13 protein-coding genes are annotated in these 15,520 nt (G+C 64.6%); 8 read left to right on the forward strand and 5 right to left on the reverse strand.

Going from position 1 to position 15,520, the window contains the following annotated elements; genetic code table 11:
- The first annotated feature begins 16 nt into the window (after positions 1–16).
- A complete protein-coding gene (locus EJ068_RS20935) occupies positions 17–364 on the forward strand; it encodes a hypothetical protein (protein WP_127249657.1) in 348 nt (115 codons plus the stop codon).
- On the opposite strand, the gene EJ068_RS20940 is transcribed toward EJ068_RS20935, so the two are convergent.
- Genes EJ068_RS20940 through EJ068_RS20950 form a run of 3 tightly spaced genes read right to left on the reverse strand, consistent with a single transcriptional unit; the run spans position 361 to position 5,596 of the window.
- Positions 361–3,462 (reverse strand): efflux RND transporter permease subunit, encoded by a 3,102-nt coding sequence (locus EJ068_RS20940; RefSeq protein WP_127249656.1) that lies wholly within the window; start codon positions 3,460–3,462, stop codon positions 361–363. The genes EJ068_RS20935 and EJ068_RS20940 overlap by 4 nt on opposite strands.
- Positions 3,462–4,535: an efflux RND transporter periplasmic adaptor subunit gene (locus EJ068_RS20945; RefSeq protein ID WP_126079432.1), complete on the reverse strand. Its 1,074-nt coding sequence runs from the start codon at positions 4,533–4,535 to the stop codon at positions 3,462–3,464. Before EJ068_RS20945 ends, EJ068_RS20940 begins: the two co-directional genes overlap by 1 nt.
- On the reverse strand, positions 4,532–5,596 hold the full coding sequence (locus EJ068_RS20950; protein WP_245463177.1) for an efflux RND transporter periplasmic adaptor subunit: 1,065 nt from the start codon (positions 5,594–5,596) through the stop codon (positions 4,532–4,534). The genes EJ068_RS20945 and EJ068_RS20950 overlap by 4 nt, the downstream gene beginning before the upstream one ends.
- 327 nt (positions 5,597–5,923) lie before the next feature.
- Between EJ068_RS20950 and EJ068_RS20955 the strand changes: the two genes are divergently transcribed.
- Entirely contained in the window at positions 5,924–7,201 is a 1,278-nt protein-coding gene (locus tag EJ068_RS20955; protein WP_126079430.1) for a 4-aminobutyrate--2-oxoglutarate transaminase, read from the forward strand.
- A gap of 323 nt (positions 7,202–7,524) precedes the next feature.
- Here EJ068_RS20955 and EJ068_RS20965 read toward each other — a convergent pair whose 3' ends face one another.
- Together EJ068_RS20965 and EJ068_RS20970 are read right to left on the reverse strand one after the other, a co-directional pair.
- Positions 7,525–7,782, reverse strand: coding sequence for a type II toxin-antitoxin system ParD family antitoxin (locus tag EJ068_RS20965; protein ID WP_126079429.1), 258 nt, complete (start codon positions 7,780–7,782; stop codon positions 7,525–7,527).
- A gap of 119 nt (positions 7,783–7,901) precedes the next feature.
- A complete protein-coding gene (locus tag EJ068_RS20970) occupies positions 7,902–9,155 on the reverse strand; it encodes an FAD-dependent oxidoreductase (protein ID WP_126079428.1) in 1,254 nt (417 codons plus the stop codon).
- 419 nt (positions 9,156–9,574) lie between these two features.
- On the opposite strand from EJ068_RS20970, the gene EJ068_RS20975 reads away from it, so the two are divergent.
- Genes EJ068_RS20975 through EJ068_RS21000 form a run of 6 tightly spaced genes read left to right on the forward strand, consistent with a single transcriptional unit; the run spans position 9,575 to position 15,506 of the window.
- Positions 9,575–10,864, forward strand: coding sequence for an imelysin family protein (locus EJ068_RS20975; protein ID WP_127250147.1), 1,290 nt, complete (start codon positions 9,575–9,577; stop codon positions 10,862–10,864).
- 60 nt (positions 10,865–10,924) lie between these two features.
- Positions 10,925–11,236 (forward strand): (2Fe-2S)-binding protein, encoded by a 312-nt coding sequence (locus EJ068_RS20980; RefSeq protein WP_126079427.1) that lies wholly within the window; start codon positions 10,925–10,927, stop codon positions 11,234–11,236.
- Positions 11,202–11,687: a bacterioferritin gene (gene bfr / locus EJ068_RS20985; RefSeq protein ID WP_040985970.1), complete on the forward strand. Its 486-nt coding sequence runs from the start codon at positions 11,202–11,204 to the stop codon at positions 11,685–11,687. The genes EJ068_RS20980 and bfr overlap by 35 nt, the downstream gene beginning before the upstream one ends.
- Before the next feature lie 12 nt (positions 11,688–11,699).
- Complete coding sequence (locus EJ068_RS20990) at positions 11,700–13,301, forward strand: di-heme oxidoredictase family protein (protein WP_129554837.1); 1,602 nt, start codon at positions 11,700–11,702, stop codon at positions 13,299–13,301.
- Entirely contained in the window at positions 13,301–14,395 is a 1,095-nt protein-coding gene (locus EJ068_RS20995) for an imelysin family protein (RefSeq protein WP_189342021.1), read from the forward strand. Before EJ068_RS20990 ends, EJ068_RS20995 begins: the two co-directional genes overlap by 1 nt.
- 4 nt (positions 14,396–14,399) lie before the next feature.
- Positions 14,400–15,506, forward strand: coding sequence for a DUF1513 domain-containing protein (locus EJ068_RS21000; RefSeq protein WP_126079425.1), 1,107 nt, complete (start codon positions 14,400–14,402; stop codon positions 15,504–15,506).
- Positions 15,507–15,520 lie beyond the last annotated feature (14 nt).

Raw genomic sequence — 15,520 nt, forward strand, 5'->3', positions numbered from 1 at the left:
ATTTAGGAGATTTCGCATGGAGCGATGGGACTTCGAAGACCCACCGAACGTCGCGGTCTTATCCGTTAAGGGCATATTCAGACACGGCGACTGGATCGCGTATGTTGTGCATGAAAATGACGATGACGACGACGATAATGATGAAAGGGGCAGTTGGCAGTTCTACAGCAGCGACACGCGGGATCGGAATGAAAGTGACATGATGCTCGTAGGCTTGCAAGAGGTGGTTGACCGGGACAAAAGCATCCTGGAATTGGCCGATTTGCCAAAGGGTTGGCACGCTTGGCGCAGCTCAAGGTCATCACCGTGGCAGCGCGCCAAGTCGCGTCCTCTCGGCCTTCGCGATGACGAATGGCGGCCTTAGGTTGGGGTGGTCTGCGCCAGATCTCCGGTCTCTGAAACAGCCACGCTTTCCCTATCTTTCGGCTCCTTGACCCTGAACCACGTCACGTAGAGTGCCGGCAGGAACAGCAGCGTGATCGCCGTGCCGGCGATGATGCCGCCCATCATGGCGTAGGCCATCGGTCCCCAGAACACTTCGCGCGCGATCGGGATCAGCGCGAGACTTGCAGCCGCGGCGGTCAGCGCGATCGGCCGCATGCGATGCTCGGTCGCTTCGACCACCGCCGCCCAGCGGTCCTTGCCTTCTTTGACGAGGTCCTCGATCTGCACGATCAGGATGACCGAGTTGCGGATCAGGATGCCGATCAGCGCCAGCACGCCGAGGATGGCGACGAAGCCGAGCGGCGCGCCGCTGGGAACCAGCGCCGCCACCACGCCGATCAGGCCGAGCGGCGCCACCGCCACCACCAGGAACAGGCGCTGGAAGCTCTGCAACTGTACCATCAGGATGGTCGCCATGATGAACAGCATCAACGGCACCACGGCCGCGATCGGGCCCTGGCTCTTGGCGCTTTCCTCGACCGAACCCGCGGTCTCGACCGAATAGCCGGGCGGCAGCTTGGCGATGAAGGCGTCCACCGACGGCTTCAGCTCGTTGACGACGGTCGCCGGCAGCACGTCGCCGACCAGGCCGGCGCGCACCGTGATCGTCGGCGTACGGTTGCGCCGCCAGACCGTCGGCTGTTCGAGGTCGTAGCGGAAGTTGGCGACGGCGGCGAGCGGGATCGACTCGCCGTTGCCGGTCGGCAGCTGCATGTTCTGCAGTGTCTCGATCGAGCCGCGCTCGGCCTCGCGCGACCGCGCCACGACATCGATGAGGTAGGTCGCGTCGCGGACCTGCGTGATGGTAGAGCCGCCCACCGTGCTGTTCAGCGCGCTGGCGATGTCGGAAGAGGTGATGCCGAGCTGGCGCGCCTTGTCCTGCAGCACGTCCACCCTCAGCACGCGCTGCGGCTCGTTCCAGTCGAAGGTGGGGGCGGCGAGCTTCGGATTGGCCGAGATCACGCCGGCAAACTGCTGCGCAAGCTCCCGCACCGTCTGGATATCGGGACCGCCGACGCGGTACTGCACCGGCCTGCCGACCGGCGGGCCGAGCTCCAGCAATTTGACGAAGGCGTCGGTGCCGACGAACTCCTCGCGCAGCAGCTTCTCCAGCGCCGGCTTCACCCGGTTGCGCGCCTCGATGTTCTTGGTGACGATGACGGTCTGTCCGAAATAGGGATTGGCAGGCTGCACGTCATAGGCGAGCACGAAGCGCACGGCGCCTTCGCCGATATAGGAGGAGAAGTGGTCGATGTCCGGATTGCCGGCCAGCGCCCGCTGCTCGAAGCGTTCCATTTGGTCGCGCGTCTCGGTGATCGAGGAGTTCTGCGGCAGGTTCCAGTCGACGATCAGCTCCGGCCGGTCGGAAGGTGGGAAGAACTGCTGCTGGACGAGGCCGAAGCCGGCGACCGAGGCGGCGAACACAAGCACCGTCACGATGATCGTCAGCCAGTGCCGGCGCACGGAGAAGACAAGCACGCGCCGGAACAGCGAGGTGAAGCGTCCTGGCTGGTCGTGGTGCTTCTCTTTCATCGTCGCAGGCAGGATGGTGACGCCGAGCAGCGGCGCGAACAGCACCGCCACGATCCATGACACCAGCAGCGACACCGCGATGACGACGAACAGCGTGAAGGTGTACTCGCCCGCGGCGCTCGAGTTGAGGCCGATCGGGATGAAGCCGGCGACCGTCACCAGCGTGCCGGTCAGCATCGGAAAGGCGGTCGAGGTGTAGACGAAGGTCGCCGCCTTGCGGAGATTGTCGCCGACTTCCAGCCGCGCCACCATCATCTCGACCGCGATCATTGCGTCGTCGACCAAAAGGCCGAGCGCGATGATCAGCGCGCCAAGCGAAATGCGCTGCAGCGAGATGCCGAGATAGGCCATCACCGTGAAGGTGATGGCCAGCACCAGCGGGATCGACAGCGCCACGACGAAGCCGGCGCGCAGCCCCAGGCTGACGAAGGAGACGGCGAGCACGATCGCGACGGCCTCGAACAGCGCCCGCGTGAAGCCCGAGACCGCCTCGTCGACGATCACAGGCTGGTCGGCCACCAGATGCACGCCGACGCCGACCGGCAGGTCGGCCAGCACCTTCTGCATCTCCTCGTGCAGTGCCTCGCCGAATTTCAGCAAATTGGCGTTGGGCTTCATGCCGATGGCAAGCCCGATCGCATCCTGGCCGTTGAACCGGAACAGGGCCGTCGGCGGGTCGACATAGCCGCGCCGGATCGTCGCCACGTCGCTCAGCCGGAAGAAGCGATCGTTGACGCGTAAATTGATGGCCCGCAGGCTTTCCTCGGAGGTGAACTGGCCGCCGACGCGCACGCTGATGCGCTCCGGGCCGGACTGGATGACGCCGGACGGCGTGATCGCGTTCTGCGCCTGCAGGCTGGCCACGATTTGCTGCTGGTTGAGGCCGAGCGCCGCGATCTGGCGCGTCGAGAACTCGAGATAGATGGCCTCGTCCTGCGCGCCGACCAGATCGACCTTGCCGGCATTCGGCACGGTCAGGATCTTGGTGCGGACATCTTCGACATAGTCGCGCAGCTGGCGTGGCGTCAGCCCGTCGGCGGTGAAGGCATAGATGTTGCCGTAGACGTCGCCGAAGCGGTCGTTGAAGAACGGTCCCTGCACGCCCTGCGGAAGCTGCGCCTTGATGTCGTTGACCATGTTGCGCACCTGAAGCCAGTTCGGCACGACGTCGCGCGCCTTGGTGGTGTCCTTCAGGTTGACGAAGACGACCGTTTGGCCGGCAGTGGTGACCGATTTGGTGTAGTCGAGGCTGTCGAGCTCCTCGAGCTTCTTCTCGATGCGGTCGGTCACCTGCTGCACCGTCTCCTTGACCGAAGCGCCCGGCCAGTTGGCCTGGATGATCATGGTCTTGATGGTGAAGGCGGGATCTTCCTCCCGGCCAAGATTGAGATAGGAGAAGATGCCGGCCACCACGAAGACCAGCATGAAATACCAGACCATGGAACGGTGACTGAGCGCCCAGTCGGAGAGGTTGAAGCCCTTCATCAGACGCCGCCCTCCGGCACTTTGACCTTCTGGCCTTCGGCGAGGCTGTGGACGCCGGCTGTGACGACGCGCATGCCTGCCTCGAGCCCTCCGGCCACCGTGAAGCTGCCGCCGCTCTTGGACGCGACCTTGATCTCGCGCGCGCTCACGCTGGAGGATTGCGGATCGACGATCCAGACTTTCTCAGAGCCGTCTTTTTCGAGCAGCGCCGATATCGGCAGTTCGATCGTCGGGTCCACCTTGGTCATACGCGTCGCGGTGATCGTCGAGCCCAGGCGGAACGCTGTCGGCGGATCGACCAGCGTCAGCTTCACGCGCCTTGTGCGCGTGGCGCCTTCCGACTGCGGGGCGATCTCGCGCAGCCTCGCCTGTGTCTTGATCGTCGGCAGCGATTGCAGGACCACCTCGAAGGGCATGCCGACGGTGAGGTCGCCGGTCAGCTGATCGGGGATGTCGACCACCGCCTCGCGCGGGTCGGTACGCGCCACGGTGACGACGGTCTGTCCGGCCGAAACCGTCTGGCCGACCTCGGCGCCGGTAGCGGTGACGACGCCGTCGAAATCGGAGAACAGCCGCGCATAGCCAAGCTGCTCCTGCGACTTGGCCAAAGCGGCATTGGCGCGCTCGACGCCGGCTTCCGCCGCCTGCCGCGCCTGTTTCGCGGCGTCGAATGTCGCCTGCGATGTGTTGGCCGAGGCCAGCAGCTGGCGCTGGCGATCCTCGCTGGCGGCGGCGTTGATGAACTGCGCCTGCGCGTTCGACAGATCGGCTTTCGACGCCTGGACGGCAAGCTCCAGCGCCGTCGGATCGAGCGCCGCGATCGTCGTACCCTTGGTGACGAGGTCGCCGACCTTGACGTCGCGCGAGACGACGCGGCCGAGCAGCCGGAAGGCGAGGTCGGCACTGTATTGCGGCTCGACCGAACCGGCGAAGCCGAAGGTCTCGACGGTCTTCGGCTCGATCACAACAGACAGGACAGGCCGGATGACCTCCGGCGGCTTCTCTTCCGAGCGCGAGCAGGCGGCGAGCGCGGCTAGGACAAGCAGGGGAGCGACGTGCCGCAACCGGTTCATTGGCTGGCTCCAGCGATCTCGACCGTTTGTCCGGGGCTGAGCAACTGTCCGCCGGCGGTAACGACGCTCTGTCCTTCCTGCAATCCCTTGTCGACGGCGATGATGCCTGAATCGAAGGCGAGCACCTCGACCGGCGTCTCCGTCACCGCCTTGCTCGACGGATCGATCACCCAGACGGCGGGCTTGCCGGTGGCGGATGTCAGAGCCTGCCAGGGCAACAGAATGGCCCTGACCGGCTTGGCGCTGACCGTGCCGATCACGGCCGCGCCCAACGGCATGCCGGCCGGCGTGTCAGGGATGCCGACCTTGACCCGGATCGATCCGGACTGGGTGTCGACCGCCGGCGAAATCTCGCGAACCTTGCCGACCGCGCGCACCTGCGGGTCGGACAGCAGCGTGATCGTCACCGCGGGCGAGGGCGGGGTCTGGGCAACCAGCGTCTCGTGCACGTTGAAGACAGCGTCGCGGTCGCCGTCCTCGGCGATGGTGAACACGGTCTGCGCCGCTTGCACCACCTGCCCGGCCTCGACCTGGCGCGCCGTGATGACGCCGGCAGCCCCCGCCTTGAGCTCGGTGTAGGAAAGGTTTTCCTTGGCATTGGCGAGGGCGCTTTGCGCCGCGTCGACGCTGCCTTGCGCCACTTTCAGGGCCTGGTCCGCGCTGTCGAAATCCCGCCTCGTCGTGAAACCCTGCGAAAGCAGCGTCTTTTGCCGTTGGTAGGTGGCCTCGGCCTGGGTGAGCTGCGCCTGCGCCGCGTCGAGATCGGCCTGGGCCGAGCGCAGGTCCGACTCCTGTTCCTGCGGGTCTATGCGCGCAAGCACCGCACCCTGGTCGACATGCTGGCCGACATCGACCAGACGCTCGGCGACCCGGCCGCCGACGCGGAACGACAGATTGTTGAGCGTGCGTGCGGCGATCACCCCGGTCAGCGAGGTTCGCGGCGCGTAGTCGGCGAGGGCGACCGTTTGCGTCGTCACCACCACCGGCAATTTCTTTTCCGCCGCCTGCTGCTTCTGGCAGCCGGCCGCCGAAATCGCCGCGCCGGCGCAGACGAGCAGCAACAACGTTTTTGAACGAAAAGGATGGCGGTGTGGCGAAGACGGCAAGGCGGACGATGTCGCTTTCCTGCTCATGGTTCCCCTCAAGCCGTGGGGGCCGCTGCCGCCGGCGGCACGTCGCGGATGAAATGAGATTAATCCATCGGCGGGAAAAGGAAACTCTTTCCGGGGCGTGTTTCGTCAGCCTGGTTAAGGGCATTCTCGCAGGCCCAATCGACTGGGCCATGGTGCCGACTTGAGCAAAACATGAAATAAGGCCAGAAGGGATTTCAACGGCATCAAACGAGAACGGGCCCAATCTCGATGAGGGATGGCCCGATGAGGGACGATATGAAGAATTCAGCCATTTCCGAACGCAAGAACCAGTCGATTTCGCGCGGCGTCGGCATGACGACGCAGATCTACGCCGATCGCGCCGAGAATTCGGAAATCTGGGATGTCGAGGGCCGCCGCTATATCGACTTCTCTTCCGGCATCGCCGTGGTCAACACCGGCCATCGCCACCCGAAGGTGATCGAGGCGGTCAAGGCGCAGCTCGATCGCTTCACCCACACCTGCCACCAGGTGGTGCCCTATGAGAGCTACGTTCATCTCGCCGAGCGGCTGAACGGCCTGTTGCCCGGCAAGTTCGGCAAGAAGACCGTCTTCGTCACCACCGGCGCCGAGGCGGTCGAGAACGCCATCAAGATCGCCCGCAACGCCACCGGCCGCCAGGCGGTCATCGCCTTTTCCGGCGGTTTCCACGGCCGCACCTTCATGGGCATGGCGCTGACCGGCAAGGTCGTGCCCTACAAGGTCGGCTTCGGCGCGATGCCGGCCGATGTCTTCCATGCGCCGTTCCCGGTCGCGCTGCATGGCGTTTCCGTCGCGGATTCACTCGCCGCGCTCGACAAGCTGTTCAAGGCCGATGTCGATCCGAACCGGGTTGCCGCCATCATCGTCGAGCCGGTGCAGGGCGAGGGCGGCTTCTACGAAGCGCCGCGCGACTTCATGGCTGCATTGCGCAAGATCTGCGACCAGCATGGCATCCTGCTCGTCGCCGACGAGGTGCAGACCGGCTTTGCCCGCACCGGCAAGATGTTCGCCATGGACCATCACGACGTGGCGCCCGATCTCACCACCATGGCCAAGAGCCTCGCCGGCGGCTTCCCGCTGTCGGCCGTCACCGGCCGCGCCGAGATTATGGACGCGCCCGGTCCCGGCGGCCTCGGCGGCACCTATGGCGGCAGCCCGATCGGCGTCGCCGCGGCGCACGCCGTGCTCGATGTAATCGAGGAGGAAAAGCTCTGCGACCGCGCCAATGCGCTGGGCGCGCGGCTGAAGCAACGGCTGGAATCGATCCGCGAGGACGTGCCGGAGATCGTCGACATCCGCGGCCCGGGCTTCATGAACGCGGTCGAGTTCAACGACGTGAAGAAAGGCCTGCCGTCGGCCGAATTCGCCAACGCGGTGCGGCTGAAGGCGCTGGACAAGGGCCTCATCCTGCTCACCTGCGGCGTCTACGGCAACGTCATCCGTTTCCTGTCGCCGATCACCATCCAGGACGGCGTCATGACCGAGGCGCTGGATATTCTGGAAAGCTCAATCCGCGACGCGCGGGCTGCCTGATCGCGTGTCAGCTTCAACCATCCTTGGGTATTTTCCCTCCATCGAAAATGCCCTGGATGTCGCGTGAGCCGTGCAGGATGCGCTCAACACGCACGTCGTCATCTTCGACGGTATAAAAGATGACGTATCTCTGGAATGCGACGGAGCGCAGCGCGGGCCAGAGCTCGGAACGGGGAGCGCCACCACGGGGTGCTCCAAGATAGTGTCGCATCGTACTCGAAGAGCCGCTATCAAGCGGCGGGCGGCGGCCGGATCTTCAGCTCGGATGTAATCGCCAATCTCTTCAATGTCCTGCACGGCGGCGGGTGCGAAACTGAGAGCCATTATTTGCGGCTTTCAGCCGCGTATCTTTTCTCCAACCGATCAAAAACGTCGTCGGCTGCAATAGCTTGTCCGCTCTCCACACCCTTGCGGATGTCTTCGCGCAGCGCGGCAAGCTTCGCCTGCCGGTGCTCTTCGCGTTCTTCCAGCAGACGCAGGCTATCGCGCACAACCTCGCTTGCGCTGGCATAGCGGCCACTCTCGACAAGCTCGCGCACGAATGCCTCGTGGCGGGAGCCAATGCTGTAGCTTGCAGGCATGGAACAAATCTTTCGCTTTATCCGATATTATCAATTTATGATAAGTCGGCGGAGCTCGTTTGCCAAGGTTTGGCGTCTTTCGCACTCCAAGCGCTGTTCCCAGCATGTGGATTGAACAGTCAGCCCGTCGCCCTGGTCGGTTCGTCCTCATTGAAGGCCGCAAGCGCGGCCTTCAATGAATCCGGCCCGCCTGCCACCGTCTGCGGCGTCGGCGAGAAACCGGCGCCGAGCATCTTGCGGCCAAGCATGTGGTCCGCGGGGCGATTGACGGATTCGATGCCGAGCAGCCGGCTACCGGCATAATGGTAGATCGAGAACTTGTTGTCGGCGAGATCGCCGAGCACCACGTGGCTGTCCCCGCCTTGCGTCAGCCCCACCATCTGCAGCTTCATGTCGCCGATATCCGACCAGAACCACGGCACGGCGGCGAAGGCCTCCACGTGCCCGAGGATGGTGCGCGCGGCAAGCCTGGCCTGGTCGGTGGCGTTCTGTACCGATTCCAGCCGCACGTCGCCGCCGGTGAACCAGTGCCGGTAGGCGGCGGCGTCGCCGATGGCGAGGATTTCGGGGATCGAGCTCTGCATATGCTGGTCGACGCGGATGCCGTTGCCGATGGCCAGGCCGGCGGTTTCGGCCAGTTCGACATTGGGCACGACGCCGATGCCGATGATCACCATCTGCGCCGGCAGGTGTTCGCCACTTGAGGTGATCGCTGCCGAGACGCGGCCGCTGTCACCCTCCAGCCGGGCAACGGTTGTGCCGGTCAGGATGCGCACGCCGATCGCCTCCAGGCGCTGGCGCACATGTGCGGCGATGATCGGCGCCACGGCGCGGCCGAGCAACCGGTCGACGGCCTCGACGACCGTGACGTTGCGGCCGGCGGCCCTCAGCGTCGCCGCGATCTCCAGCCCGATGAAGCCGCCGCCGAGAATGACCACGTCCTCGCTTTGCGCGCTGAGCTCGCGGATCAGGCGCGCATCGGCCAGCGAGCGCAGCGAGACCACGCCGGCGAGGCCGGCGCCGTCGAGCTTGAGCAGGCGCGGCCGCGAGCCGGTCGCAAGCACCAGCCGGTCGAAGCCGAGCGTTCCACCGCCTGCGAGATTCAACCGGCCCGCGCGGGCATCGATGCTGTCGATGCGCATGCCCGGCCGGTAGTCGATGGTGTTGCCCGTATAAAATGCCTCGCCGCGCAAGGGCTGGGGCTTGGCTTCGGGATCCTTGATAAAGGTCTTGGACAGCGGCGGTTTGTGATAAGGCAGTTCCCGCTCGTCGCCGATCAGGACGACGGGCCCATCATAGCCCTCTTCGCGCAGGCTGGCGGCGGCCTGCACGCCGGCATGGCCCGCACCGACAATCACAACCCCGTTCGTCATCGCAATCCTTTTTTGTTTGCAAATCTAAGCCCTTGCGCCAAGTGGCGATTGTCTGCCGCCGCCGCAAGACCCGAGGATCGGGTCGCACCCAGAATGGCTGTCTGTCAATCGAGTCAGCGGCAGTGCTGGCTTAAAAGTTGACATTCGTAGTTTAGAATAATTCTAAACTGTTGTTTCAATTGAATTTTTTCCGTCGCGCCAGTTGACTCCCGGCCTCTCCCTCGCTTTATGGAGGACTGCGCGCAAAGCGTATCCCTTTGATGTTTGGGCCTTGAACCCTTTCGATTGGAGGCAAGAGGGTGTCTTTTTATCGCGAACCGCGCATCGGCGCGGCCACCAATTTTCCCGGCATGCTCATGCCTCGGCGCGAGTGGACGCACGCGCCCTTTGCTGAATTTCCATGGAACTGGAGAAAGATGATGACGGCACGTAATGGCGGCAGGCTCGCTGCGATCTGCGCCACGGCTGCGCTGACGGCGGCGGTTTTCGTGTTGCCGGCGAAAGCCGAGACCGACGCCAAAGCGGTGATCAAGACCTATGCCGACATCGCTCTGGCTAAATACGAGGATTCGCTGACCACCGCGCTGGCGCTGGACAAGGCCGTCGATGCGCTTATCGCCAGCCCCTCCGCCGACACGCTGAACGCCGCGCGCGAAGCCTGGAAGGCGGCGCGCAACCCTTACCAGCAGACCGAGGTCTATCGCTTCGGCAACAAGATCGTCGACGACTGGGAAGGCCGCGTGAATTCCTGGCCGCTGGATGAGGGCCTGATCGACTATGTCGCCAAGAGCTACGGCACCGAGTCGGACGAGAACGCCCTCTACACGGCCAATGTCATCGCCAACAAGGAAATCGAGATCAACGGCAAGAAGGTCGACGCCTCGAAGCTGACGCCGGAATTCCTGTCCGGCACGCTGCAGGAAGCCGGCGGCGTCGAGGCCAATGTCGCGACCGGCTATCACGCGATCGAATTCCTGCTCTGGGGACAGGACCTGCACGGCACCGGTCCGGGCGCCGGCGAGCGGCCCTATACGGATTACGACCTCAAGAACTGCACGGGCGGCAATTGCGACCGCCGCGCCGAATATCTGAAATCGGCGAGCGACCTTCTGGTGTCCGACCTGCAGGAGATGGTCAACAACTGGAAGGAAGACGGCGCCGCGCGCAAGAACCTCACGGACGGTGACGCGAATACCGGCATCTCCACCATCTTCACGGGCATGGGCTCGCTCTCCTACGGCGAACTGGCGGGCGAGCGCATGAAGCTTGGCCTTTTGCTGCACGATCCGGAGGAGGAGCACGACTGCTTCTCCGACAACACCTACAACTCGCATCTCTATGACGCGATCGGCATCCGCGACGCCTACCATGCCAGCTACAAGCGGCTCGACGGTTCCGTGGTTTCGGGTCCGTCGGTGTCCGACATGGTGAAGGCCGCCGATCCGGCGATCGACAAGGAGCTGTCGGGCAAGCTCGACACCACCGTCGCCAAGATGGAGGCCATCAAGGCGCGCGCGTTGGCCAGCGAGGCCTATGACCAGCAGATTGCCGAGGGCAACACCGCAGGCAACGCCACCGTGCAGGCGGCGATCGACGCGCTGATCGACCAGACCAAGTCGATCGAGCGCGCCGTCGGCTCGCTCAAGCTGAACCAGATCGCCTTCGAGGGTTCCGACAGCCTCGACGCACCCGACAAGGTGTTCAAGTAAGTTTAGATCTCGATACCAGCCAAGCGGCGCGGGACCGGCGCCGTCAGCCAGAGCAAGTCAATGCTGATCTGCCATTGCAACATCATCACCGAGAAGGAGATCGAGCAGACGATCATCGGCCTGCTGGATGAAGATCCCTGGCAGTTGATCGTGCCCGCGAAGGTCTACCACGCGATGCGCAAGCGCGGCCGCTGTTGCGGCTGTTTCCCAAATGTGGTGGAAACGATCATTCGGGTCACCGAGAACTACCACGCCCGCTCACAGATGGGCGGCGTGGACATCGTTTCACACCTGGATCGCGTGCGAGGCTTGCGCGGCCAATACGGGAGCAGAACCCATGAAAGGCGAACCGCAGATCATCGAGCGGCTTAATGAAGCTCTGTTTCTGGAGCTTGGGGCCGTCAACCAATACTGGGTGCATTATCGCCTGCTCGAGGATTGGGGCTACACCAAGCTGGCAAAGAAGGAGCGGGCGGAATCGATCGAGGAAATGCATCACGCCGACCGGCTGATCGCGCGCATCATCTTCCTCGAAGGCCACCCGAACCTGCAGTCCGTCGCGCCGCTGCGCATCGGCCAGAACGTCAAGGAAGTGCTCGAATCCGATCTGGCCGGCGAATATGACGCGCGCACCGCCTACAAGCGCTCGCGCGAGATTTGCCACGACGAAGGCGATTTCGTCTCGATGAAGCTGTTCGAGGACCTTTTGACCGACGAGGAAGGCCATATCGACTTCCTGGAAACGCAGCTCGACCTGCTCGCCTCGATCGGCGAGGAAAAGTACGGCCTGCTCAATGCCGACTCGGCCAACGAGGCGGAGTAAGGACATGCGGGAATGCGGCGCCCCGTAGACTTTTCGCGCCGCGCGCGGCGGGCCGCAATCGACGGCCTGCCGCTTCAGAAGACCCCGCGATACCGGACCGGTCGCGGGGCGTCGCTTTTGCTGGCGATCGTGCTTTCCGCACCCACGCTGGCCGGCGAGCCGGCCGCCTTGCCGACGAGCCGCACCGACCTGACGCCGAAGGACCAGGCGCGGGTCCTGGCCGTCACCAGGCCAACGACCGACTTCACCAGGCCTGAGCCGTTCGAGCTGATGCAGGGCGGCGCCGGCACCTCGCGCAAGGACGTCAACCGCGATGCCTTCTCGCAGTCCTCCGCCAACATCACTTTCGAGGAAGAGGGCAATTTCAAGCTCGGCAATGCGCTTTTCCGCAAGAACTGGGTGTCGTCGCCGTCGTCGACCCAGGCTTCCGACGGTCTTGGCCCGCTGTTCAACGAGCGCGCCTGCCAGAACTGCCATTTGAAGGATGGCCGCGGCCGCCCGCCGCAAGGTGATGCCGGATCGACGTCGATGTTCCTCAGGCTCGCGCGCGACGCCAGCAGCGCAGAGGAAAAAGCGGCGCTCGCCGACCACAAGCTGCTGAACTTTCCCGATCCGGTCTATGGCACGCAATTGCAGGATCTGGCAGTTCCGGACCTCAAGGGCGAAGGCCGTGTGCGCGTCGAGTACTCCGAGGAGAAGGTGATGCTCGGCGACGGCACCGCCGTTGCGCTGCGCAAGCCGCGTTATTCCGTCGAAAATCCCGGCTATGGCCCGCTCGATCCGCGCACCACGCTGTCGCCGCGCCTGACGCCGCCGACGATCGGGCTCGGCCTGATCGAGCAGATCGCGCCAGCCGATATCCTTGCCCATGCCGATCCGGACGATCGCGACGGCGATGGCATTTCGGGCCGGCCGAACATCGTGCGCGACGAGTTGAGTGGTGCGGTGACCCTGGGCCGCTTCGGCTGGAAGGCGCAGACCGCCTCGATCCGCCAGCAGGCGGCCGACGCCTTTGCCGGCGATATCGGCATCTCGACTCCTGAAATGCCGAAGCCTTGGGGTGACTGCACGGTGGCCGAGAAGGATTGCCTGGCCATGCCGAACGGCGTGCAGCAGCGGCTGGGCACGGCCGAAGCCCCGCCGCCGGTGATGGACCTCGTCACCATCTATTCGCAGAATCTGGCCGTGCCGGCACGGCGCGACATCGCCACACCGCAAGTGCTCGACGGAAAGAAGCAGTTCTACGAAATGGGCTGCATTTCCTGCCACACGCCGAAATTCGTGACCATGCGCGGCACGCCCAACAAGGCGCAGGCCTTCCAGCTGATCTGGCCCTATTCCGATTTCCTGCTGCACGACATGGGCGAGGGCCTTGCGGACCGACAACGGGTTGGAGAAGCCACGGGGAGCGAGTGGCGCACCCCGCCGCTATGGGGTATTGGGCTCACCGCGACAGTCAATGGCAATGCCTTTTATCTGCATGACGGCCGCGCCCGCACGCTTGCCGAGGCGATCCTGTGGCATGGCGGCGAGGGGCAGAACGCCCGCGACCGCTTTGCCGGGGCGGCCGCGACCGATCGCGATGCGTTGATCAAATTCCTGGAGTCCCTCTGATGCTAAAACGCGTCGCTCTGATGTCGAAATGCCTGGTCCTTGTTCTTCCTTTCCTTCTGGCCGCTGCCTTGCCGGCATCAGCCGCGGTCAAGGCTTCCGACGTCATCGAGCGCGCGATCGATGGCTTCGTCCGCCCCGCCTATGCCAGTCTTGACGAGCATGCGGCGGGCCTGGCCAGGGCGATGCACCAGCTTTGCGAAGCGCCGTCCGAAATCAATCTCGAAGCGGCGCGCTCGGCGTTTTCCGGCACGGTCGAGGCCTGGTCTGTGGCCGAGATCATCGCCTTCGGGCCGATCAAGGAAAACAACCGGCTGGAGCGTATGCTCTATTGGCCGGACCGCAAGAGCATCGGCCTGAGACAAGTGCAGGCCACGCTCGCATCGAAGGACCCGTCGGCCACCGATCCGGTGCAACTGGCGCAAAAGAGCGTCGCCATGCAGGGCCTCGGCGCGCTCGAATACGTGCTTTATGGCGACGGCGCCGAAACGCTTGCAGGGAAGGACGAGCCCTATCTTTGCGCCTATGGCGAGGCGGTCGCCGGCAACGTCGAAACCATGGCCGGCGAGGTGCGCGATGCCTGGCAAAAGCCCGACGGCTTCGCTTCGCTCTGGGCTCATCCCGGCCCGAAGAACCCGCTCTACCGCGACGGCAACGAAGCGGTGACGGAACTGGTCGGCGTCTTCATCAACGAGCTGGACATGATGCGCGATGTGCGGCTCAAGGGCTTCCTTGGCGCCAAGCCGGACGCCGACAAGCCAAAGCAGGCGATCTACTGGCGCTCGCGGAACACGGCGGCTTCGCTGGCCGGAAATCTCTCCGGCATCGACCAACTGTTCCAGGCTTCCAAGCTAGGCGATGCGCTGCCCGCCGACGCGCAGTGGATGGCCGAGTCCATCCACATCCAGCTCAGCAACGGCGTGACAACAGCGAAATCGATCCCCGGCCCGATCGACAAGGCGCTCGCCGACCCCGCGCTGCGCGACAAGCTCGAACATTTCGCGCTGATCACCTCGAGCCTGTCGACCTTGATCGGCACCAGGATGACCGCCGAGTTCGGCCTGACCGCCGGCTTCTCGTCGCTGGATGGGGATTGATGCCGTGAGAACTCCCCTCATCGACCGTCGCGACTTCCTGTGCGCCGCGGGCGCTGGCTTCGCCGCCGCCATGGCGCCGCGCGCCTGGGCCGACACGCTGGCGGCGGACGCGGTGTTTGCCACGGCTTTCGTCAAGCGCGACGGCAGTTTTGGCGCCGCCGTGCTGTCCGAGGCCGGCAAGATCCTGCACAGCATCGATCTGCCGGACCGCGGCCACGACGTCGCTTTCGATCCGGTGTCGAAACGCTCGGTCGTTTTTGCCCGGCAGCCCGGCACTTTCGCGGTCGTCTTCGACCATGCCGGCCGCGACAAGCCTTTGACCATTGCCAGCATCGCCGGCCGGCATTTCTTCGGCCATGGCGTGTTCTCGCCCGACGGCGCGCTGCTCTATGCGACCGAAAACGATTTCGACAACGCGGCCGGTGTCGTCGGCGTCTATGACGCGAAGGCCGGGTTCAGTCGCGTCGGTGAGTTCCCGACCTATGGCATGGGCCCTCACGAGCTGCTCCTGCTCGGCGATGGCCGAACGCTGGCTATCGCCAATGGCGGCATCGAAACCCATCCCGACTATGGCCGCGCCGAGCTCAACATCGCGACGATGAAGCCATCCTATACGCTGGTCGACCGCATCACCGGCGACCTGATCGAAAAGCATGAATTGCCGCCGGCGCTTCATCAGCTTTCGATCCGCCATATGGACCGCGACCAGGCGGGCACCGTCTGGTTCGGCTGCCAATATCGCGGGCCGGCGACAGACCGCCCCGCGCTGGTTGGCCGCGCCGCGCGCGGCAAGGAACTCGAACTGGTGGAGATGCCGCAAGACGTGCTCTCCGGCTTCCGCAATTACATTGGCTCGGTCGCCGCCAATGCCGTCACAGGCACGATCGCCGTCACCTCGCCGGAGGGCAATTCGCTGGCTGTCATCGATGCCGCCAGCGGCCGCGTGGTTGCGACCCGGTCTCTGGTGGAGGTCTGTGGGCTTGCGCCTGACGGCAGCGGCTTCATGGCGACGACCGGCGCCGGCGAGATCGTCGGCGGCGCCGGCGCCATCCGTTCCGAGCCGGACTATGTCTGGGACAACCATATGCTGCGCATTGTCGCGACGGCGTGATCGCCGCGCCTGGA

Source organism: Mesorhizobium sp. M2A.F.Ca.ET.043.02.1.1, assembly GCF_003952405.1.
Classification (GTDB): Bacteria; Pseudomonadota; Alphaproteobacteria; order Rhizobiales; family Rhizobiaceae; genus Mesorhizobium.

Bases quoted from the DNA above. Each gene is read 5' to 3' on its own strand.
- bfr (WP_040985970.1), top strand. From the start codon at position 11,202: ATGAAAGGCGAACCGCAGATCATCGAGCGGCTTAATGAAGCTCTGTTT.
- EJ068_RS20970 (WP_126079428.1), bottom strand. From the start codon at position 9,155: ATGACGAACGGGGTTGTGATTGTCGGTGCGGGCCATGCCGGCGTGCAG.
- EJ068_RS20940 (WP_127249656.1), bottom strand. From the start codon at position 3,462: ATGAAGGGCTTCAACCTCTCCGACTGGGCGCTCAGTCACCGTTCCATG.
- EJ068_RS20945 (WP_126079432.1), bottom strand. From the start codon at position 4,535: ATGAACCGGTTGCGGCACGTCGCTCCCCTGCTTGTCCTAGCCGCGCTC.
- EJ068_RS20980 (WP_126079427.1), top strand. From the start codon at position 10,925: ATGCTGATCTGCCATTGCAACATCATCACCGAGAAGGAGATCGAGCAG.
- EJ068_RS20965 (WP_126079429.1), bottom strand. From the start codon at position 7,782: ATGCCTGCAAGCTACAGCATTGGCTCCCGCCACGAGGCATTCGTGCGC.
- EJ068_RS20935 (WP_127249657.1), top strand. From the start codon at position 17: ATGGAGCGATGGGACTTCGAAGACCCACCGAACGTCGCGGTCTTATCC.
- EJ068_RS20955 (WP_126079430.1), top strand. From the start codon at position 5,924: ATGAAGAATTCAGCCATTTCCGAACGCAAGAACCAGTCGATTTCGCGC.
- EJ068_RS20975 (WP_127250147.1), top strand. From the start codon at position 9,575: ATGACGGCACGTAATGGCGGCAGGCTCGCTGCGATCTGCGCCACGGCT.
- EJ068_RS20990 (WP_129554837.1), top strand. From the start codon at position 11,700: ATGCGGCGCCCCGTAGACTTTTCGCGCCGCGCGCGGCGGGCCGCAATC.
- EJ068_RS20995 (WP_189342021.1), top strand. From the start codon at position 13,301: ATGCTAAAACGCGTCGCTCTGATGTCGAAATGCCTGGTCCTTGTTCTT.